Annotated in this window: 18 protein-coding genes, 2 tRNA genes, 1 rRNA gene, 1 pseudogene and 1 riboswitch; of the genes and pseudogenes, 7 read left to right on the top strand and 15 right to left on the bottom strand. The window is 45.4% G+C overall.

Annotated elements, in window-relative coordinates; all coding sequences use genetic code 11:
* The first annotated feature begins 315 nt into the window (after positions 1 to 315).
* The gene (tpx, locus tag LMH68_RS08340; RefSeq protein ID WP_017062986.1) at positions 316 to 813 is read left to right on the top strand and encodes a thiol peroxidase; all 498 of its coding nucleotides are present in this window, start codon (positions 316 to 318) and stop codon (positions 811 to 813) included.
* A gap of 135 nt (positions 814 to 948) precedes the next feature.
* On the opposite strand, the gene uvrD is transcribed toward tpx, so the two are convergent.
* The gene (gene uvrD, locus LMH68_RS08335; RefSeq protein ID WP_017061325.1) at positions 949 to 3123 is read right to left on the bottom strand and encodes a DNA helicase II; all 2175 of its coding nucleotides are present in this window, start codon (positions 3121 to 3123) and stop codon (positions 949 to 951) included.
* Between the two features lie 263 nt (positions 3124 to 3386).
* Between uvrD and LMH68_RS08330 the strand changes: the two genes are divergently transcribed.
* From LMH68_RS08330 to LMH68_RS08315, 4 genes are all read left to right on the top strand, one after another.
* Positions 3387 to 3647, top strand: a complete 261-nt coding sequence (locus LMH68_RS08330; protein ID WP_004736650.1) for a DUF2282 domain-containing protein — start codon at positions 3387 to 3389, stop codon at positions 3645 to 3647.
* 64 nt (positions 3648 to 3711) lie between these two features.
* Positions 3712 to 4572 carry a DUF692 domain-containing protein gene (locus LMH68_RS08325; RefSeq protein WP_229648299.1) on the top strand — a complete coding sequence of 287 codons (861 nt, stop codon included), beginning with the start codon at positions 3712 to 3714 and terminating at the stop codon, positions 4570 to 4572.
* Positions 4569 to 5336: a DNA-binding domain-containing protein gene (locus LMH68_RS08320; protein ID WP_017061323.1), complete on the top strand. Its 768-nt coding sequence runs from the start codon at positions 4569 to 4571 to the stop codon at positions 5334 to 5336. Before LMH68_RS08325 ends, LMH68_RS08320 begins: the two co-directional genes overlap by 4 nt.
* A 1-nt stretch (position 5337) precedes the next feature.
* Positions 5338 to 5796: a DoxX family protein gene (locus LMH68_RS08315; protein WP_017061322.1), complete on the top strand. Its 459-nt coding sequence runs from the start codon at positions 5338 to 5340 to the stop codon at positions 5794 to 5796.
* 99 nt (positions 5797 to 5895) lie between these two features.
* Here LMH68_RS08315 and LMH68_RS08310 read toward each other — a convergent pair whose 3' ends face one another.
* Together LMH68_RS08310 and LMH68_RS08305 are read right to left on the bottom strand one after the other, a co-directional pair.
* Entirely contained in the window at positions 5896 to 6177 is a 282-nt protein-coding gene (locus tag LMH68_RS08310) for a hypothetical protein (RefSeq protein ID WP_009848181.1), read from the bottom strand.
* A gap of 102 nt (positions 6178 to 6279) precedes the next feature.
* Positions 6280 to 7479, bottom strand: coding sequence for a multidrug effflux MFS transporter (locus LMH68_RS08305; RefSeq protein WP_029235524.1), 1200 nt, complete (start codon positions 7477 to 7479; stop codon positions 6280 to 6282).
* A gap of 101 nt (positions 7480 to 7580) precedes the next feature.
* On the opposite strand from LMH68_RS08305, the gene LMH68_RS08300 reads away from it, so the two are divergent.
* Together LMH68_RS08300 and LMH68_RS08295 are read left to right on the top strand one after the other, a co-directional pair.
* Positions 7581 to 8522, top strand: a complete 942-nt coding sequence (locus tag LMH68_RS08300) for a LysR substrate-binding domain-containing protein (protein ID WP_017061320.1) — start codon at positions 7581 to 7583, stop codon at positions 8520 to 8522.
* A gap of 122 nt (positions 8523 to 8644) precedes the next feature.
* Positions 8645 to 10435: an aminopeptidase P family protein gene (locus LMH68_RS08295; RefSeq protein WP_102393433.1), complete on the top strand. Its 1791-nt coding sequence runs from the start codon at positions 8645 to 8647 to the stop codon at positions 10433 to 10435.
* A gap of 128 nt (positions 10436 to 10563) precedes the next feature.
* Here the strand turns inward: LMH68_RS08295 and thiH are convergent, their stop codons facing one another.
* The 12 genes and pseudogenes from thiH to rrf form a co-directional block, all read right to left on the bottom strand.
* Positions 10564 to 11676: a 2-iminoacetate synthase ThiH gene (gene thiH, locus LMH68_RS08290; RefSeq protein WP_017061318.1), complete on the bottom strand. Its 1113-nt coding sequence runs from the start codon at positions 11674 to 11676 to the stop codon at positions 10564 to 10566.
* Positions 11677 to 11683: 7 nt separating this feature from the next.
* Positions 11684 to 12448, bottom strand: coding sequence for a thiazole synthase (locus tag LMH68_RS08285; RefSeq protein ID WP_065584384.1), 765 nt, complete (start codon positions 12446 to 12448; stop codon positions 11684 to 11686).
* A gap of 2 nt (positions 12449 to 12450) precedes the next feature.
* A complete protein-coding gene (gene thiS / locus LMH68_RS08280) occupies positions 12451 to 12660 on the bottom strand; it encodes a sulfur carrier protein ThiS (protein ID WP_017061316.1) in 210 nt (69 codons plus the stop codon).
* Positions 12657 to 13439 (bottom strand): HesA/MoeB/ThiF family protein, encoded by a 783-nt coding sequence (locus LMH68_RS08275; RefSeq protein WP_017062994.1) that lies wholly within the window; start codon positions 13437 to 13439, stop codon positions 12657 to 12659. The genes thiS and LMH68_RS08275 overlap by 4 nt, the downstream gene beginning before the upstream one ends.
* Positions 13429 to 14721 carry a thiamine phosphate synthase gene (locus LMH68_RS08270; protein ID WP_229648298.1) on the bottom strand — a complete coding sequence of 431 codons (1293 nt, stop codon included), beginning with the start codon at positions 14719 to 14721 and terminating at the stop codon, positions 13429 to 13431. Before LMH68_RS08270 ends, LMH68_RS08275 begins: the two co-directional genes overlap by 11 nt.
* The gene (gene thiC / locus LMH68_RS08265) at positions 14721 to 16670 is read right to left on the bottom strand and encodes a phosphomethylpyrimidine synthase ThiC (RefSeq protein WP_229648297.1); all 1950 of its coding nucleotides are present in this window, start codon (positions 16668 to 16670) and stop codon (positions 14721 to 14723) included. The genes LMH68_RS08270 and thiC overlap by 1 nt, the downstream gene beginning before the upstream one ends.
* A gap of 130 nt (positions 16671 to 16800) precedes the next feature.
* Positions 16801 to 16899, bottom strand: a riboswitch (TPP riboswitch).
* 62 nt (positions 16900 to 16961) lie between these two features.
* On the bottom strand, positions 16962 to 17345 hold the full coding sequence (gene crcB, locus LMH68_RS08260) for a fluoride efflux transporter CrcB (protein WP_004736665.1): 384 nt from the start codon (positions 17343 to 17345) through the stop codon (positions 16962 to 16964).
* A 100-nt stretch (positions 17346 to 17445) separates the two neighbouring features.
* On the bottom strand, positions 17446 to 18828 hold the full coding sequence (locus LMH68_RS08255; protein WP_229648296.1) for a multicopper oxidase family protein: 1383 nt from the start codon (positions 18826 to 18828) through the stop codon (positions 17446 to 17448).
* 171 nt (positions 18829 to 18999) lie between these two features.
* Positions 19000 to 20034, bottom strand: a pseudogene (locus LMH68_RS08250) (IS630 family transposase).
* 226 nt (positions 20035 to 20260) lie between these two features.
* Positions 20261 to 20337 (bottom strand) — tRNA-Trp (locus tag LMH68_RS08245).
* A gap of 59 nt (positions 20338 to 20396) precedes the next feature.
* Positions 20397 to 20473: transfer RNA gene (locus tag LMH68_RS08240), tRNA-Asp, on the bottom strand.
* Positions 20474 to 20516: 43 nt separating this feature from the next.
* Positions 20517 to 20632: ribosomal RNA gene (rrf, locus tag LMH68_RS08235) — 5S ribosomal RNA — on the bottom strand.
* Between the last annotated feature and the right edge of the window lie 56 nt (positions 20633 to 20688).

The following is a 20688-nucleotide window of genomic DNA, read 5'->3' as shown; positions in this document are numbered from 1 at the left end:
AAGATCAAGGACACCGCTAGGAAGGCGATGAAAGGAATACGCTGAAGGATAACAGCACACTATCATGGATTTGATGCATGGAGCACACTTAGTAGCCGGATTGCTGCGAGTAAGACTATAGACCCCGATGAGCGCAAGCTCTCGGGGTTTTTCTTTATCTGTCGTTTCACTTATTCCTCTCTCAAACAAATAAATCAAAGACCTTTAATTACAATTCTGACATTTAAAGCATTCACTTCTTAACCACTTCCGAGTAACGTAAGTCTTACTAGGCTCAACTAGTTTCATAACCATAATTAAACTAAGGACAAATTCATGTCACACGTTACCTTCAAAGGCGCTGCTGTACCACTAACAGGCACATTCCCACAAACTGGCGAACAAGCACCAAGCTTTGCACTGACTGCAGGCGACCTTTCTGAACTGACTCTTGCTTCTCTTGAAGGCAAGAAAGTGGTTCTAAACATCTTCCCAAGCATCGACACAGCAACTTGTGCAACGAGCGTACGTACGTTCAACGCAAAAGCAGCAGAACTTGAGAACACGGTTGTTGTTTGTATTTCTGCTGACCTACCGTTTGCTGCGGGCCGCTTCTGTGAACTAGAAGGCATTGAAGGCGTTCAACACGCTTCAACTTTCCGTTCTCCTACATTCGCATCAGACTACGGCGTAGCGATCGCTGAAGGCCCACTATCAGGCCTAACAACACGTGCCGTTGTCGTTGTTGATGAAAAAGGTGTGGTGACACACAGCGAGTTGGTTGCAGAGATCACTGAAGAGCCAAACTACGAAGCGGCACTTGCAGCACTGTAAGTCTCACTTTGAGGCAACAATGTCTTCAGCTCGTATTAACCTAATTTAGGTCGGTACAAAGTAATAAAAAGAGCAGCCATTGGCTGCTCTTTCTGTTTTTAATAATGAACGATTTTTAGATACCGAAGTAGCAGATTACAACTGTTCTAAACGCGCGTAAGCCGTTACTAACCACTTGATGCCTTCACCGTTAAACGCGACTTGAACTCGGCTCTGCGGGCCACTTCCCTCGAAGTTGATGATAGTGCCTTCACCAAACTTAGGGTGCTTAACGCGAGAACCCAAACTAAAGCCTGTTTCGTTAAAGTTCTCTTTCACGGCGGTTTGGCTAAAGCGGCCACTGCTAGCAGGACGACTCACTTGCGCTTTCATACGAACCTCATCCAGACAGGTTTCTGGTAGTTCACGAATAAAACGAGATGGCTTGTGGTACTTGTCTTGACCATACAAACGACGCATTTCAGCATAAGTGATGTAGAGCTTCTCCATCGCACGGGTCATACCGACATAGCACAGGCGACGCTCTTCTTCTAAACGCCCCGCTTCTTCGGCCGACATCTGGCTTGGGAACATGCCTTCTTCGACACCCACCATAAACACCATTGGAAACTCTAGGCCTTTAGCACTGTGCAAAGTCATTAACTGAACCGCATCGTCAAACTCATCGGCCTGACCTTCACCCGCTTCCAAAGCTGCGTGAGTTAAGAACGCCGTCAGCATGCTCATCTCATCCGCTTCTTCCGGCTTTTCAAACTGGCGCGTTGCCGTTACCAATTCTTCCAAGTTCTCGATACGTGCCTTCGACTTCTCACCCTTCTCTTGCTCGTACATAGCAAACAGACCCGACGATTTAATCACGTGGTCGGTTTGTTCATGCAGGCTAAGTTCCAACGTGTCATCTTCAAGCGCATTAATCAGCTCGATAAAACGACTTAATGCGCCCGCAGCACGACCGGGTAGCACTTGCTCTTCTATCAAAGCAACACTGGCTTCCCACATGGTTGCACCACGATCACGAGCAGCAAGACGAATCGTTTCTAACGTTTTATCACCCAAGCCACGCGTTGGCGTATTAACCACACGTTCAAACGCGGCATCATTACTGCGGTTGCTCATGAGGCGCATGTAGCTCAAGGCGTCTCTGATTTCTTGACGCTCGAAGAATCGCATGCCGCCGTAGATTCGGTAAGGTAGACCACCTTGGATCAAAGCTTCTTCAAGAACACGAGATTGGGCGTTATTACGATAAAGCATCGCGGTATCTTCTAACGCACCGCCTTTCTCTTGCCACTCTTTGATTTTGCTGACCGTGAAACGTGCTTCATCTAGCTCGTTATAAGCTGAGTACACAGAGATTGGCTCGCCATCGTTACCATCGGTCCACAGCTCTTTACCCATACGTTCGGTGTTGTTCGAGATAAGCTCGTTCGACGCCTGCAGAATGGTTTTAGTTGAACGGTAGTTTTGTTCAAGTCGAACCGTCGAAGCTCCTGGGAATTCATCCAAGAACTTCTGAATATTTTCGATCTTCGCACCACGCCAACCATAGATAGATTGGTCATCATCACCTACGATCATCACGCGACAATCTGGGCCAGCCATCATCCGAAGCCAAGCGTATTGGATGTTGTTGGTATCTTGGAATTCATCGACAAGGATATGCTTAAAGCGTGCTTGGTAATGCTCTCGAATGTGTTTCTTATCGCGTAATAGTTCATGCGATCTCAGCAAGATTTCCGCAAAGTCGACCAAACCAGCACGGTCACATGCTTCTTGGTAAGCAGAATAGATCTTTAACCACGTTTGAGTTATTGGATCATGGTAGGCGTCAATGTGACTTGGGCGTAACCCCTCGTCTTTCTTGCCATTGATCCACCAAGAAGCTTGCTTAGCAGGCCACTGCTTTTCATCGAGGTTTTGCGCCTTGATTAAGCGGCGTAGCAAACGAATCTGATCATCAGAATCAATGATCTGGAAATCTTCTGGCAGTTTTGCATCTAGGTAGTGAGCACGAAGGATGCGGTGACAGATACCATGGAAGGTGCCGTTCCACATGCCTGACGAACTACCCATCATCAACTCTTCAATACGACCACGCATCTCTGCTGCCGCTTTGTTGGTGAAGGTAACCGACATAATAGAGAACGGTGATGCTTGCTCTACGCTTTGCAGCCAAGCGATACGATGCACCAACACTCGCGTTTTACCACTGCCTGCACCTGCCAGAATAAGTAGGTTTTCTAAAGGTGCCGCGACCGCCTCACGTTGTTTATCGTTTAGGCCATCGAGTAAAAGCGAAGGATCTATCATTGGATATGCTCACTACTGGGTATTTATACATAAAAGTTGATTATAACCTAAACACTAGGCTGCGTTTAGGATAATAAGAAGAAAAAACAATCAAAAAATAACATCATATAATCAGTAACTTAATAGCTAACACATCATTAATATTGATATTTCTTATAATGTCGTGAAATTATTTCCTAGTTCTTCCTATCCTTTTTAGTAAGCAAGTTAACAATCCATTAACCTGCGATATAAAATACTATTAAGTCCTAGAGGGAATGACTATGAAAAATTCTAATCTTGCTGTTACAGCTGCAATCACAAGTGTACTAGCGTTCGGCGGTGCAGTTCTTACATCAGCACCTGCGGAAGCAGCAGCAAAAGAAAAATGCTACGGCGTGGCAAAAGCTGGCCAAAATGATTGTGCAACCAAAACAAGCTCATGTGCGGGTACAGCAAAAGAAGACAACCAATCCGATGCGTTCGTAGTCGTACCTAAAGGGCTATGTGGCAAATTATCAGGTGGTAACACTCAATCATCATAATTGAGCTGCTTAGTATGGTGAGCTGACATTCAGCTCACCTCCACTTCTTGTTAGGAGAATCGTTGTGACTCAAACTCTTCACCCCTACGCAGGGGTTGGCCTTAGAACACCGCACTTGGACTTCTTTAGCCAAAATCCAGCCTTAGTAAGTTGGTTAGAAGTTCACAGCGAGAACTACTTCTTAGCTCAATCACCGCAACGACAACAACTCAGAGAAATTCGTCACGCACACAACATCAGTTGTCACGGTGTTGGGTTGTCGCTAGGTTCTGTTGAGCGCATCAATCAACATCATCTTGTGCAATTAAAAGAGCTCATTGATGATATCGAACCCTTCTTGGTTTCTGATCATCTCAGTTGGAGTCAGACAAGTGGTCATTATTTCAATGACTTGCTACCGCTGCCTTATACCGAAGAAGCGCTAGAGGTCTTTTGTCGCAATGTCATCGAGGTACAAGATAGCCTGCAACGCCCTATGCTGATTGAGAACCCATCGAGCTACCTTGCCTTCAAGCATTCAACCATCCCAGAGTGGGAATTTTTAGCCGAGGTACAGAAGCGCACTGAGTGTCGCCTACTGCTCGATTTCAATAATATTTTTGTCTCATCTTTCAATCATGGCTTCAGCTGTGAAGAGTATCTAAGTGGAATACCTGCAGACAAAGTGGAAGAGATTCACTTGGCAGGTTTTACCAAAAAGAAGCTTGAACAAGGTGAGATCTGGATAGACACACACAGTAAACCTGTCTGTGACGAAGTGTGGAAACTCTACACTGACTGGGTTGCACAACATGGTTTGCGCCATACCTTGATTGAGTGGGATCTCGATATCCCAGAGCCACAAGTTTTATTGGCTGAAGCAACCAAAGCCAGTGATATCTTGTATCAACACGACAAGTTCAACCAAAGGAGTCGCGCCTCATGAGCCACTCCCTAGCAGAGGTTCAATTGGAGTTTGCTAACGCCCTACGCTATCAAAACAATGGTGAGTACTGCGACATAGTGAGCGACCATTTTACCGATGAACAACGCATCCAGATTTACCGTAATAACTTTGTGATCAGCTTGAGCGAAGTTCTGGCAGCAACCTACCCACTCACTGAAATGTTGGTTGGTGAAGAGTGCTTCCAACAGATGGCTCGTCAACATGTCTTACATTATCCATCGACCTCTGGTGATGTCAGTGGTTACGGTGAACACTTTGAACAGACTATCCAAGCCTTTCCTGCCGTTATTGAGGCTGCACCTTATCTCGGTGAAGTGGCTTTGTATGAATGGCAGAAAGATAGCTTGGTAAGGTTTTCGTCACAAGCACATGTCGACCAGAGACCTCTTTCTTGCCTTGCAGATGTACCACAAGAGCAACAAGGCGCTTTAGTCTTTCATCTCAAAGATTCAATAACACTGATTCATTCTAGTTACACGATTATCGCGCTTGAACACGCCATCTATCAGCAGCAACTTGATGGGCTAGACATCAACCAAGCTGAATTTGGGGTGTTAATCCGAGCTGAGAATTCACAGGTTGAGAGCCATAGTTTGAGTGAAGAGAGCCACCAACTCCTCACTGAATTGCAATCAGGTCGAACACTCTCAGCAATCGATCCTTTATTACTACAACATCTGAATACTGTTATGGCGCTAAACGTCATCTCAGGTTTTTCAATCAATGCCGAATTGGAGGCATAACATGGATAACAACACAGTCACGAACATGATGGCTCAATACGACAGTTTGATTGAGAAATCACAGGCACTTTTTGTTCCAGTGCTTCTACTATTTTGTCGCCTTTGGGTGGCGTGGGTATTCTTTAATTCTGGACTCACCAAGATAGCTACTTGGGATAGCACGCTTTACTTGTTTGAATTGGAATACCAAGTGCCACTGCTACCTTGGGAATTGGCTGCTTACATGGGCACTGCCGCTGAGTTAATTCTACCGATGTTTTTAGCGCTCGGTTTATTAACACGACCTATGGCTGCGGTGTTGTTCGTTTTCAATATCATTGCTGTCGTGTCTTACCCTGTATTGTGGGATCAAGGCTTCTACGATCATCAGCTTTGGGGGTTAATGATTCTTATCGTTGTCGTGTGGGGCGCAGGACCATTCTCACTTGATAGAGTTTTGAAAGCGCAGTTCAGGAATTAAAATAAGTTTTCACCTCTTTTGAACTGCTAAAGCTAAATGCTACAGCCCAAACGCAAGAAACCACTCAATTGAGTGGTTTCTTTTTTAACTGGGATAAGCTTACTTATTTAGAAAAGCTTGTAGCTCTTCAGCAGAGATGCCTTGCTCTGCAAGTTCTTTTGCCAATAGCTGAACCTGCTCACCCTTACGAGACTCTACCACACGCTGAAATTGGTAAATGATATCTCGCAAAGTATCGATTGGAACTTGTTTTGCCGCACTGCGAATACGCTCTTCACTTTGGTTGCCTAGCTCTTTAAGCAGTTTACCAAACATGACCTTTTCAGGTGCATCTTCCATTTGTTCTAAGACGCGCGCCATTTCGTAGGTTGTTAATGACATTACAGTATTTTCCGTTGGGGACTAACGTTTCAATGAGTGACAAATATACCATGTTTTAACGTTTCGAAAACCGCCATTTGTATATTTTGTCACCCTTGTAACTTATGCCTTAGCAAACGTCGTGTGCCAAGACTTACCCGCTTTGCTCGCAAGCACTAATAACGCAGGAACAATCAGGAACATTTGCAGAGCAATCATCACTTGCGACGTTAAATCAAGACGTTGCATGGTACCCACAAGAAGCCCTGAACCGCTCATTTGGAACAAGCCAAGCAGCGCAGCAGCTGTACCCGCACGGTCACCGAAAGGTTCTAGAGCTTTACCTGCCGCAGCACCAAGAATCCAAGCAAAGCCAACTGACGATAAGAAGATCGGTAGCATGAACGCGATTGGAGTAGCGTGCTCAGCAAGCACCAACATAATCACACCCGCTAAGCCCAGCGTCGAGATACCAACCACCAGTGCTTTATAGGTACCAAAACGGTCCATAAATTTAGGTGCAGTAAACGCAGCTGCAATGTTGATGGCCGCATTAACACCAAACCAGAAAGTAAACTCTTTCATGGTCAGGCCTAGGTTTTCCATCAACACAACTGGTGCAGAGGTTACATAAGCGAGGATAACCGCCATCGCCATCAGACACAAGGTTGCGTGGAAAAGGAATGATGGTGTTTTCAATACTGACCAGTATCGCTCAAGCTTGAATACCGCAACCTTTTCTGTCGCAGGGTTAGACTCTTTCATTTGGAAGAATAAGATAGTGCCAACAACGACAGCAAAGCCTGCCATAAAGCTAAAGTTCGAGCGCCAACCAAATTGATGTGTTAACCAAGCGCCAAGAATGGGTGCCAAAGCAGGAATAAAACAGATTGCACCATTAAGGTAGCTGATCATACGGCCACTCTTCTCTGGGCCAAATAGATCGCGAACCGTTGCAAAGGCTGCTACAGAAGTCGCACAAGCTCCTAAGCCTTGTAGCAGCCGAGCCATTAGCATCATATCAATCGATTGAGCTGCCCACGCCAAGCAAGCACTCAATGCATAGATACTAACACCTCCCAATGCAACGGTTCGACGTCCTAGCTTATCAGCCAAAGGGCCAGCAAATAATTGCCCGACACCCATGGCGAATAAAAACCAGGTAATCGTATCTTGTGCTAGTGCATGTTCCACGTGAAACGCTGTCGAAATTTGTGGCAGAGCTGGTAGGTAGATATCAATAGCCAGAGGGCTAAATAAAACCAACATTGCCAATAAAGCAACCTGCAGTTTACTAGGGGTTGGAAGCGCGTTAGAAGGCACAAGATTCTCCGAATGAGTTAATTTAGGTGCATAATAACCAACTAAAGATATGAACAAAAATGGCATATACTCATTAGCATTATTCCAAATAGGAAACTCATATGAATATTGAGAAACTATCGCGCCTCGACCTCAATCTATTAGTTTGCTTGCAGGTGCTGATGGAAGAGCTAAGTGTGACTCGCACCGCCCACCGATTGTGCCTAAGCCAGTCAGCGGTTAGTAAGTCATTGGCCAAACTTCGTGAGCAATTTAATGATCCCCTTTTCACGCGAAGTGCTCATGGTCTGCGACCAACACCAAAGGCGGTCTTTCTCAAACCTCGATTAGAAACGCTGATCAACCAACTTGATGTGCTCACCCAACCAGAGACCTTCATTCCCAACAACAGTGACCACAGTTTTCACATTGCGGCTGTTGAGAGCGTTTACCCACTTATTCTTCCCCACTTTTTACCAGCGATATTTCGACAAGCCCCTAAGGTGAATATCAACACCCACGCTTGGACGGAGCAAACCTTTAAGAAGCTGCAGCTCGGTGAGCTCGATATCGGACTCACAGGTAAAGACATCGACATCAACGACGCACGTTTAACTATGCTGCCGCCAGATGATATTTGCGAGCAAGAGATCTACCGTGACGCGCAGATGTGTGTGCTAAGACGCAACCACCCCGCTCTGAATGGCAAATGGGATCTGGAAACCTACCTTGCACAGCGTCATGTACAAGTAAGATGTGATGGTAACGATCGTTGGCTGCTCGACTATAAGCTTGCCGACCTTGGTCACCAACGTGATATCGCTATTTCTGTTCCAGACTTCAATAGCGCCGCAAGCCTATGTACCTACACCGACTTTGTGTTTACTGCACCAAGCCACTTTACTTACCTCGTCGCCAAGCAACTCGACTTAGTGGTTGTCCCTTTACCGATGGAATTCCCACCGATGGCATACACTCTGTTTTGGCACCGTGACAGAGAAAATGACCCAGCGTTAACTTGGCTACGAGATATCATCAAAGAAAAAACTCTGCACCTTAGATAAAAATGGCGTACAGCGTTTGCAGCAAACGAACAAAAGCGCTAGCTTATTGACCTAATAAGTCCCCTCGCATGTATATCGACTGTGAGTGTTAACAAGGACCCTAACAATAAGGATAAACACAGATGCACAATATCACTGCTGAACGCGTTGCTGCGGTTCGAGCTTGGCTTGAAACAAACAACCTAGATGCCGTTATCATTCCACATGAAGACGAATATCTAGGTGAATACGTTCCTGCTCATAACGAGCGACTTCACTGGTTAACAGGTTTCACTGGCTCTGCTGGTGCGGCAGTTATCACTCGTGAGAACGCTGCTATTTTTGTTGATGGTCGCTACACGGTTCAGGTTCGTAAGCAGGTACCAGCAGAGTTATTTGAGTATCGCCACCTTATTGAAGAGCCGGCTTTAGATTGGATCACCAGTTCTCTAGCACAAGGCAGCAAGGTTGCATTCGACCCACGCATGCACACTGCTGCTTGGTTGAAAGGCGCTCAAGCTAAACTGGCAGAGAAAGTTGAACTAACAACACTATCTTCGAATCCAATTGATGAGCTTTGGTCTGATCGTCCTGAGCCGGTGGTATCTGATGTTCGCTTAATGGCAACAGACGCAGTAGGCCAATCAAGTGAAAGCAAACGTGCGGAGATTGCTGGCTTACTAAAAGCCAAAGGTGCTGATGCCGCTATCCTTACGGAACTCGATTCGATCTGTTGGTTGCTTAACATTCGCGGCTTGGACGTATCTCGCCTACCTGTTGTGTTATCCAATGCGATCATCCACGCCGATGAAAGCGTCGACTTCTTCCTAGACCCAGCTCGTATTCCTACGGGCTTTGAAGCACACGTTGGCAATGGTATTCGCGTATCTCACCCATCAGAGCTTGAAGCACGCCTTCAATCTTTGGAAGGCAAAAATGTATCTGTCGATTCAGGTACCAGTAACGCTTGGTACACACTGGTTCTACAAAACTCTGGTGCTCATATCATTGAAGCAGCAGACCCATGCCTAATGCCAAAAGCAGCAAAGAATGAAACTGAAATTGCCGGCATGAAAGCGTGTCACATTCGTGATGGTGTTGCGATGGCGAAGTTCCTATCTTGGATTGATGCAGAAGTCACGCAAGGTAATCTGCACAATGAAGCTGTGCTAGCAGACAAAGTTCAATCATTCCGCGAACAAGACCCAACGCTGATGGACCTAAGTTTTGACACGATTTCAGCAGCAGGCGGCAACGCAGCAATGTGTCACTACAACCACGAGAACCAACCTGAACCAGGTCAGTTAGAGATGAATACTCTTTACCTAGTCGATTCAGGCGGTCAGTACCTAGATGGTACAACCGACATCACTCGAACTATCGCGATTGGCCAGCCAAGCGACGAAATGATCCAGCAGTTCACGTTAGCGCTTAAAGGTCACATCGGTATCGCGCGTGCACGTTTCCCACAGGGTACTCGTGGTTTCCAACTTGATATTCTAGCTCGCCAACACTTATGGGCAGAAGGCTTCGACTACGACCACGGCACTGGTCACGGTGTTGGTCATTTCCTAAGTGTTCATGAAGGTCCGCAAAGCATCTCTAAGAAGCTAATCGATGTACCTCTTGTTGAAGGCATGGTGTTATCAAACGAGCCGGGTTACTACCGTGCAGATGAATTTGGTATCCGTATCGAAAACCTAGAACTGGTGGTTGAGCTGCCAACTCAAGGTGACTTCTCAGTACTAACGTTTGAGTCGCTAACACGTTGCCCTATCGATAAGCGCAACATCAACGTCGATTTACTGACACGACCTGAACTTGCATGGCTTAATGATTACCACCAGAAAGTATGGAACGATGTTAGCCCATTAGTTGAAGGTGATACATTGGAATGGTTACGCCAATCAACCACTCCACTTGCTCATGCTTAATGCTTAATGCTTAATGCTTAGCTAATTCAAACTTAATGAAATGAAAAACGGCCACCTTAGGGTAGCCGTTTTTATTTGTCGATTTAACTTCGTCGATGTTTCACGTGGAACATAAATCTGCGTGTTCGCTAACCAGAGTAAGCACTGTGCCAGTCTCTCCACACAGGATCAAAACCACGTTGACGAATCATTGACTCAACATCGGCAGCACTTCGCTCATCACTTATTTCAAATTGCTCGAGTTCTTCTTCATCAGAAGCATAACCACCAGGCTGGGTTTTAGACGCAGCCGACATACTGGTGATTCCCAATGGCAACACATTGTCACGGAAAGCTGCAGACTCACGAGTCGAGAGAGACAATTCAACCTCAGGGTTTAATAAACGATACGCACAGATAAGTTGAACCAACTGTTTATCACTCATAATCGATTTAGGCTGCAAACCACCCTCACACGGACGAAGACGTGGGAATGAAATCGAGTAACGTGTTTGCCAATAAGTACGCTCAAGATAGTCTAAGTGAGCGGCCACGAAGAAACAGTCGGTACGCCAATCTTCCAAGCCAATCAAAGCGCCAATACCTATCTTATCAATACCCGCTTTTGCCAAACGATCGGGCGTTTCGAGCCGGTATTCAAAATCCATTTTATTGCCACGCAAGTGGTGTTCCGCGTAGGTACTTGGGCTATACGTTTCTTGGTAAACCATCACCGCATCTAAGCCGAGAGTTTTAAGCTCTGCGTAGTCATCTTGATCAAGCGGCTGCACTTCCATCGCAAGATAGTTAAATTGTGCCTTAATATTCGGTAGCACTTCACGGAAGTACTTCATCCCGACCTTGGTTTCATGTTCACCAGTCACCAACAATACACTATCAAACTTCATCTTTTTGATAGCGGCACTTTCAGCATCGATTTCATCTAAAGTAAGTGTGCGACGCTTAATGCGGTTCTCCATTGAGAAACCACAATACGTGCACGCATTCGCACATAAGTTTGAGAGGTACAATGGAATATACAACGACATTGTATTGCCGAATCGCTTGCGTGTGAGTGCCAACGATTGTTGCGCCATCTGCTCTAAGTAAGGTTCTGCTGCCGGAGAGATAAGAGCCTTAAAGTCTTCCAAGTCGCGTTTAGGTTTACTCAGAGCGCGCTCAACATCCGCTGCCGTTTTACTGAAGATGGACATACCAATGTCATCCCAGTTGAGCTGTTTAAATCGATCAACAAACGTCATAAGGACACTACTCGTCTAGGAATGAAGTTAGCGGACTAGAAGCAACCGCATGAGACACCTGTCCAGCAAGACCAGAAAGGTAAGCCATACGGCCAGCTTCAACTGCCAGTTTAAAAGCAATCGCCATATCAACGGGTTGTTGAGAAGCCGCAATTGCAGTATTAACTAACACGGCATCCGCGCCCATTTCCATTGCACGAGTAGCATGAGATGGCGCACCAATACCAGCGTCAACAATCACAGGGACGTTCGCTTGGTCGATAATGATCTCTAAGAAGTCTGCCGAAGCGATACCTTTGTTCGACCCAATCGGCGCACCTAGCGGCATAACCGCAGCACAACCCACCTCTTCCAATCGTTTACACAACACTGGGTCAGCATGACAGTAAGGCAACACAACAAAGCCATCTTTAACCATTTGCTCAGCCGCTTTTAATGTCTCAATTGGGTCTGGCATCAAGTACTTTGGATCAGGGTGAATTTCCAGTTTGAGCCAGTTTGTGCCTAGCGCTTCGCGAGCCAAATGCGCAGCAAAGATGGCATCCTTCGCGTTCTTCGCCCCGGAGGTATTTGGTAACAAGTTCACGCCAGCATCAATGATGGGCTGTAAAATATCATCTTGCTCAGAGCGAATATCAACTCTCTTCAACGCCATGGTTGCCAGTTGAGAACCGGAAGCTTCGATAGCACTCGCCATTAAATGTTTATTCGCGAACTTGCCCGTTCCAGTAAAGAGTCGTGATTGAAATGTTTTATCTGCGATAGTTAACATAGTTAGCCTCCTGCAATAGCTTGGAAAAGAGAAATAGCATCGCCTTCATTGACGACCCTTTGTTGCCACTGACTACGCGGGACAACCGCATTATTGATAGCAAAGACACAACCCAGATCGGGTAGTGAAAGCGCTTGGATGATATCCGCTAGAGACGACGATTGTGCAACCTGTTCTGGTTGCTCATTGATAGAGATCGTTATGTTGCTCATTGGGTTTCTTCTTCTAAATAGTTAACTGTAGATGTGCAGCAAACGGGGCATTCACTATCTTGAGTGACACTTAAGTTTTGCCAGTTCATCGTCTGACCATCAAACAGTTTGAGCTGATGTGTTGCAACCTGGAACTCGCCAGTGCTAATACGTTGAATCGCTGCCAGTGCTTGGAGGTTGCCTATGGTGCCAACAACTGGGCCGATGATGCCGCTATCGCTACAACGTGTCGTTTGTGGATGATGACTGAACGGGAACAAACAGTGATAGCACCCTTTCTGCATCTGATAATCAAAGACAATAAACTGACCTTTCCATCCGATCGCAGAACCAGAAACCAAAGGTGTCTTGCTACCAAAACATGCTTGGTTAACCTGCTGACGTGACTCAAAGTTGTCAGTACAATCCAACACCAAATCAGCGAGCATCACCTCAAGCTCAAGCTGGCTCTGAGTCATTCGCCTATTGATGGTTCTCACTTGGTTTCGACCATTAAGCTCAGTCAGTTTTTGCTTCAGAGCTTCGACCTTAGGCGAACCTAACTGGCTTTCCTTGAACGCAACTTGTCGTTGAAGGTTAGACGAATCCACACAATCATCATCAACTAATACGATTTTCCCGATACCGGAAGCCGCAAGATAGAGAGCCGCAGCATTGCCTAAGCCACCACAACCGATGACCAATACATGGCTATCTAATAGATTGCGTTGCCCTTGCTCACCCACTTCAGGAAGTGCGAGTTGTCGTTGATAACGAATGAATTCGAAATCATTCAGCATGACTTAGCTCCTGAGTTACCTCTTTAGCAGCACCTGAAGAACGGTCAGCCATTAATGCTTCGAAGAACTCAATCACTTGTTTTGGGTCTTCGGCTAACGTAATCGCACGTACAACAGCAAGGCTCGATACCCCACAACTCCACACCTGTGCGGCCGTCGACTGGTCAATTCCACCAATCGCAACTGTCGGATAACCGGTGAGTTCTTCTGTGTATGGGATAGTATCAATCAGCTGCTGATAGATAGATAAACGCACAAGTCCTTGAGGCTTCGATGGCATCTGCTTAGTGGTGGTTGGGAATATATGCCCCAGCGCAATATAGCTTGGGTTGATTTGCACAATGCGTAGCAACTCGTAATAACCATGAGTCGATAGACCGATCTTAATACCAGCTTGGCTCAGTTGAGATAGGTTGGATTCTTCGATGTCCTCTTGCCCCAAATGAACACCAAAAGCATCATGCTTAAGTGCCAATTGCCAATAGTCATTGATAAAAACCTGAGCGTTGTGCTCTCTACCGAGTTCGATAGATCGCGCGATTTGTTGTTCTAAATCTGCTTGCTGTGGGTTCTTAATACGCAGTTGAACTGTGTTAATTCCAAGCTTGAGCAGCCTTTCGATCCACTCAACATCATCAACCACTGGGTATAGTCCTAGGCTACTCTTACTCAATTCCGGGAACGACAGTGATGTTCCTTGGTGCGCCCAACCAACACTAATATCCAGTCGCTCATCTTCGAGAACGGGAATAGGAAAGTTTTGATAGTTTGCTGGCCATGTTCCACGTGAAACACTAGATGCTGCGCGAGCTAAAACCAGTGCATCTTCTAATGGGAATTCCAACGCCAACAAAGTAAGTAACCAAGCAAAGTGGCCACGACTATCTAACTCCTGATGAGCTGGAGTTTCACTCTTGATAGCACGATTAGAATCTAGCTGTGACCAGATATCCAATGCAGCTGAGTCATCTAAGACACCGATATAGATGGTATTCGGAGTTTGTGCCAAGGCATCGCGGACACCAGCTAGCGCCACTGAATGACTGTAATAAACGATATGATCAAGCTCACTTGAGCGACACTCCGCCAATGAATCAACATCATGAGCAAAACCAATAGATAACGCTTGCTGAGCATCAACGATAGAGAAGCATTGAGTTGGGCTTACACCCAACTCAACTGCATCGGTTGCCAAGCCTTGTCGCTTAGCAACCAATAGACAGCTTTGCACCTCTCCCGTTAGCTCAATATTTTGAGATGGGATAAGAATCTTCACTGTCATTATTCCTCTAATTGAGCTTTTTTTGCGCCTACTGCTGGGTGATAAAGTTCAGAGCCAGTATCACGGAACTCTTGTGATTTCTGACGCATCCCTTCCAACGGATTATCAAGCATCTTAATCTCGATAGCCTGATCAGCAGCCACTTGTTCAGTGTCTTTCGCGTACTCTCGAACTTCTTGAGAGATCTTCATTGAACAGAATTTAGGTCCACACATAGAGCAGAAGTGAGCAACCTTGCCCGATTCTTGTGGCAGGGTTTCATCGTGGAAAGAACGGGCTGTTTCTGGATCTAAAGCTAGATTAAATTGGTCTTCCCAACGGAATTCAAAACGAGCTTTAGATAATGCATTATCTCGGATTTGTGCGCCCGGATGCCCTTTTGCCAAGTCTGCTGCATGTGCTGCCAGCTTGTAAGTAATCAAGCCAGTCTTCACATCTTCTTTATTTGGTAAGCCCAAATGCTCTTTAGGTGTTACATAACAAAGCATCGCACAGCCGTACCAACCAATCATCGCCGCGCCAATACCAGAGGTAATGTGGTCATAACCCGGTGCAATATCAGTGGTCAGCGGGCCTAACGTATAGAAAGGCGCTTCATGGCAGTGCTCTAACTGCTCATCCATGTTCTCTTTAATAAGATGCATAGGTACATGTCCAGGACCTTCAATGATCACCTGAACATCGTATTCCCAAGCCACTTTAGTTAACTCACCTAGAGTACGTAACTCCGAGAACTGAGCCTCATCATTGGCATCTGCAATAGAGCCAGGACGTAGGCCGTCACCTAGTGACAAAGCCACATCGTACTTCGCACAGATCTCACAGATCTCGCGGAAGTGTGTGTATAGGAAGCTTTCTTGGTGATGTGCAAGACACCATTTCGCGATAATAGAGCCACCACGAGAAACAATACCTGTCACACGCTTAGCCGTCATAGGAACATAACGAAGAAGCAAACCAGCATGGATAGTGAAGTAATCAACGCCCTGCTCCGCTTGTTCAATCAAAGTATCGCGCATCACTTCCCAGTTAAGGTCTTCGGCTACGCCATTCACTTTCTCAAGCGCCTGATACATAGGAACCGTACCAATCGGCACTGGGCTATTACGTAGGATCCATTCACGAGTCTCGTGGATATTACGGCCAGTAGAAAGATCCATTACGGTATCGCCGCCCCAGCGAGTCGACCATACTAGCTTCTCAACTTCTTCTTCAATCGAAGAGCTTACAGAAGAGTTACCGATATTGGCGTTCACTTTCACTAAGAAGTTTCGGCCAATAATCATAGGTTCTGATTCTGGGTGGTTGATGTTTGAAGGGATGATAGCTCGGCCTTCAGCGACCTCTTTACGCACGAACTCAGGGGTAATTTCTTTTGGCAGGTTTGCGCCAAAGTTATGGCCTGGGTGTTGGTGATTAAGCTGTTCATCAGCGAACTTCTGACGCCCCATGTTCTCACGTATCGCAATGTACTCCATCTCAGGAGTGATAATTCCCTGACGAGCATAATGCAGTTGAGTTACACATTGGTCGCCAGTAGCGCGACGAATTCGAGGCAGGTTTCCGTAACGAAGGTCGTCTAGGGTTTCATCTTCTAAACGTTCTTTGGTGTAAACAGAGCTTACATCATCGAGCAATTCCGTATCACCACGCTCTTCAATCCATTGCTCTCGCAACTTAGGAAGGCCACTATAAAGGTCTATTTCATGCGTAGGATCGGTATAAACACCTGAGGTGTCGTAGACATGAATTGGCTCATTAGGTTCGAATACAGGCTCTTTTTTGCTGCCACCAACAAGGCTATCTGCGAGGGATATTTCTCGGACAGGGACTTGAATGTCCGCTCGAGACCCTTGGATGTAAGCTTTTTTTGAGTTTGGATAAGGTTGTACAGATAAAGAATCAATAAAATTCTTCGCTTCCAGTCTTGCTTGTTTACGACTCGACATAGCATTTTTCCTTGGCTTTTAGCCATTATTTATAGGGATAAAAATGCTTGACGGATAAGATGCTACAAGAGGGATCACAGCAAGAAAATGCAGTTGTGATCTGGAGATAGATCTCTAGAAGGATTCTAGTTAGATATCTACTCTTGTTCCCTTCGCAGGTATTAGCCTGATCAGGTTCAACGGATCCCGAGTTAACGGTCTCAGCCATATGGCACTCCGACAAGTACGATCGAGTATATAAAAACGGCTTGGATAAACCAAGCCGAGTTGTTAACAAATCGTAAGAAAGTTTTAAGACTTTATCAGAAGTTGGAAGCCGATCCATGCGGCTGAAATACTGAGAACCACATTGAGCAGTACATTGAGCCCCATCTTGAAGAACGCACCCTGCTGCATAAGAAGCACGTTATCCATCGAAAACGTAGAAAATGTCGTCAGGGCTCCAAGGAAACCAAGACCGATAATTTGTCTCCACGGCTCCGTCGCAACCATCTCATTTTCAAACGCGGCGATGAGCAATCCCATAATCAAAGAGCCAATTACGTTAACAGTCAGCGTACCGTAAGGAAAACCACGCCCTAACATCACAACGCATAACTCTGAAATCAAGTAACGTGAACAAGCACCAAACGCGCCACCGATGGCGATAAAACCTAGAATAGATAACTGACCCATGAATCCTCCCAAACAATAATCCCTATATTCTAGCTTTAACGCCGATAAAAGCGAGGGTAGAAACTAAGAATGCATGCGCAAATATTAAACGTTACAGGTGTCACTTAACTTCAATATATCCCATCAAACCCGTTTTCATGTGTTCTATAACATGACAATGATACATCCAGCGGCCAGGGTTGTCGGCTACAAATGCAGCTTTAGCTCGGCCATTTTTTCCAAGTAACACTGTATCAGTATGGAAAGGTTCTTCAACTTTCTTCCCATCAAGTTCCAATACAGTGAATGTATGGCCGTGAATGTGAATCGGGTGATGATATTGAGTGACGTTCTTAAGATCGAATATATAGGTTTTTCCCAGCTCTAAAGTCGCCAACGGTTCAGGGATATTATCTTTACTCATCCCCTCCCATGCTCGTTTATTAGTTAGCCAAAACTTAGGCATAGATTTTCCATCTTTAGATACTGGAGAAACCGCCCCTTCCCATTCAAATAAAAAGTCGATTTCTTCTGCATTAGCCAAATCTAAATTGGGCACAGGATTAAGGGGTAAAGAAGGCAGAGAGCGATTCTCAACAAGGGTTGAATCTACAACCTCGAACTCACACAAAGAGAAAGGAAAGCGTCCTTTCATTTGAAGGACGCTCACTCGCCCACCTGCTTTGGGTGCTACCAATCCAATATCCACTCGCATCCCTGGGCCAATTTTATGTTGAGTCAGTTTACAAGGCGTTTTTACAGGGTTACCATCAATGGCAATCACCCATGCCTCAGCCCCTTCGACAGCAATAGGATAAGTGATCGTATTATCGACATTAGCGATACGTAGCCTAGTCGTTGCATGTTGTTTTAACTGATAGACAGGCTCATGTATTCCATTAACGCTACTCCACTCTCCTGGAGTGCCCATACGAGCACTGAGTCTTGGAATCATTAAGTCTTTCCATTGACCTTGCTTATCGATATGCCAATGTTTAAGCATCAGTGCGTGCTCTTCATCAAACTGCACTGGAATGCTCTCGTCTACGATAATTAGACCAACCAAGCCCATACCAAGCTGCTTAACGCTGTTCATATGTGGGTGATACCAAAACGTGCCAGCATCTGGTGGCGTAAATTCATAAATGAATGTTTCACCTGGCATGATCAGTGGTTGGCTCAAGAAGGGAACCCCATCCATTTCGATAGGAATCCTTAAACCATGCCAATGAATAGTTGTCGGTTCTGATAGCTTGTTGGTAAAACGGATCGTTACCTTTTCACCTTGTCGACATCGAATCGTTGGTGCTGGAATCTGACCATTAAAGCCTAGAATATCAGTCTCAAACCCCGTCACGAGTTCAGCGGTTGAAGGCTCTGCCGTTAAGTCATAAACATACTTTCCTTGTTCATCAACCGACCGTTTCATTGAGCAAGCGGGCAGTACAGTGAGTGCAGATATAGCGAGAGATGATTGAATAAACTTACGACGGGAGATATCCATATTTGTTGCCTTTTAGTAATAACGACTAAAATTTAACAAAATATTGAGAACAGTTCTCATAAAGAAGCGTAGTTTGTGCTGTTGGTTGTTTATAAAAGAGACTGGGATAAGTAAGCACTTACATTTCTAAGACAATATTCTATTCAAGGTAGGTAATACCAATCCGGAAAATTAACTGATCAGGTCAATCCAATCTCTTGTACACATTTTTGTGACGCGATCTTTGCACTCAAGAAATCCATTCCAAGCGCTACAGACCTTCGAAACAATATCGTTATAATCAATGAAGTTTTGGTTTGCTAGATAGTGTTGCCTTAACCAACTCCACACTTGCTCTATAGGGTTAAGCTCTGGTGAGTATGGCGGCAATTTGATAATACTGACATTATCAAATGGGTTAGCAATATCATCGGTATGCCATCCTGCGCCATCCATTATTACCACTGAATGACGGTCTTTTTCTGTGACTTTAGATATCTGCTCTAGATGGTTTATCATGATGTCTTTGTTAACCCAAGGGACGACCATTGCCTCACCAATCCCTCTCGATGGGCACACTGAGCCAAACAAATAAGCGTATTCAAATTGCTGCTGTTTTACTACGCGAGGTCTCGTTCCACGAGTAGCCCAAAGACGTGTTGTTGTGTTCTGCTGACCAAACCTAGCTTCGTCTTGAAACCAGACATCAACACTCTCTAGCCCAATATGGCCGGGGATCTTAAGGATCGTTTCGATTTGGAATTTTTTTAAAATCGTCCTGTATTTGCTGTGATTGTTTAGGGTGTTTGGAACGAGAAGTTATCCAAGAAAAACCCATGTGGTCGAGGAGATAATAGATGGAATTAGGGTGGTAGTGCTTGTCAAAGTGTTTAACGATGTAGTCATGTATATCGCTTCCAACAAGGCGGCCACCAGAAGGTGATTCAGCTTCTTTTTTTATGAAGGCACTGAGTTGAGCCCGCTGCTCATCGGTGAGGTATGCAGGCCTACCAGTCCGAGGTTTTTCTTGAAGTCCTTCTAGGCCTTCTTCAAAAAAATCCGAACCCATTTATTTACACTGGTTCGACTGACTTTGAGAGATTTTGCAATTTGTGTACGAGAGAGGCCGTCTTTAAAGTGTGCGAGAGCAAGTAAACGCATCTTCATCTGAATGGTTTTTTGCTGGCTCGCAAGCTTTTTGAAGTCAGTGTTATTAAGGCTATCCATGGCTAAATTTCACAATAATTCATCAATCTTAATTAGATCACATTTTTACTTTAATTGGTATAATTATCAATTAAAAATCGAACAAATATAAATCAAAAAGACTCTAGGATTTCTGCTTCGATGGGGATCAATATAGTCGACTTGGCTGACACTCCGGTCCTCAACGTCACTTTGAAAAAGTGACAGATACAAAAAAGCTCCAGCATTTCTGCTGGAGCTTTAAATATGGCAGGGGTGGAGAGATTCGAACTCCCAACACGCGGATTTGGAATCCGCTGCTCTGCCAATTGGAGCTACACCCCTAAAACTTTCATTACTTCAGATTCGAAAAAACCTCGCACTAGGCGAGGTTATCGAATAAGTGGCGGAGTGGACGGGACTCGAACCCGCGACCCCCGGCGTGACAGGCCGGTATTCTAACCAACTGAACTACCACTCCGCAGTGGAATACTTGTCGTCGCTGACAAGTGTTCAAATTTAAAGCCTGGCGATGTCCTACTCTCACATGGGGAAGCCCCACACTACCATCGGCGCTATTGTGTTTCACTTCTGAGTTCGGCATGGAATCAGGTGGGTCCACAATGCTATGGTCGCCAAGCAAATTTTAAAATTCGGAAAACTGTATTTAAAAGTCTCTTCAAACTCATTCAAGGT

It is taken from the genome of Vibrio sp. F13 (assembly GCF_020806305.2).
In the GTDB taxonomy this organism is placed as follows: Bacteria; Pseudomonadota; Gammaproteobacteria; order Enterobacterales; family Vibrionaceae; genus Vibrio; species Vibrio crassostreae_C.
Note: the sequence above shows the minus strand (reverse complement) of the source record. Positions and strands in the feature narration are given on the sequence as shown.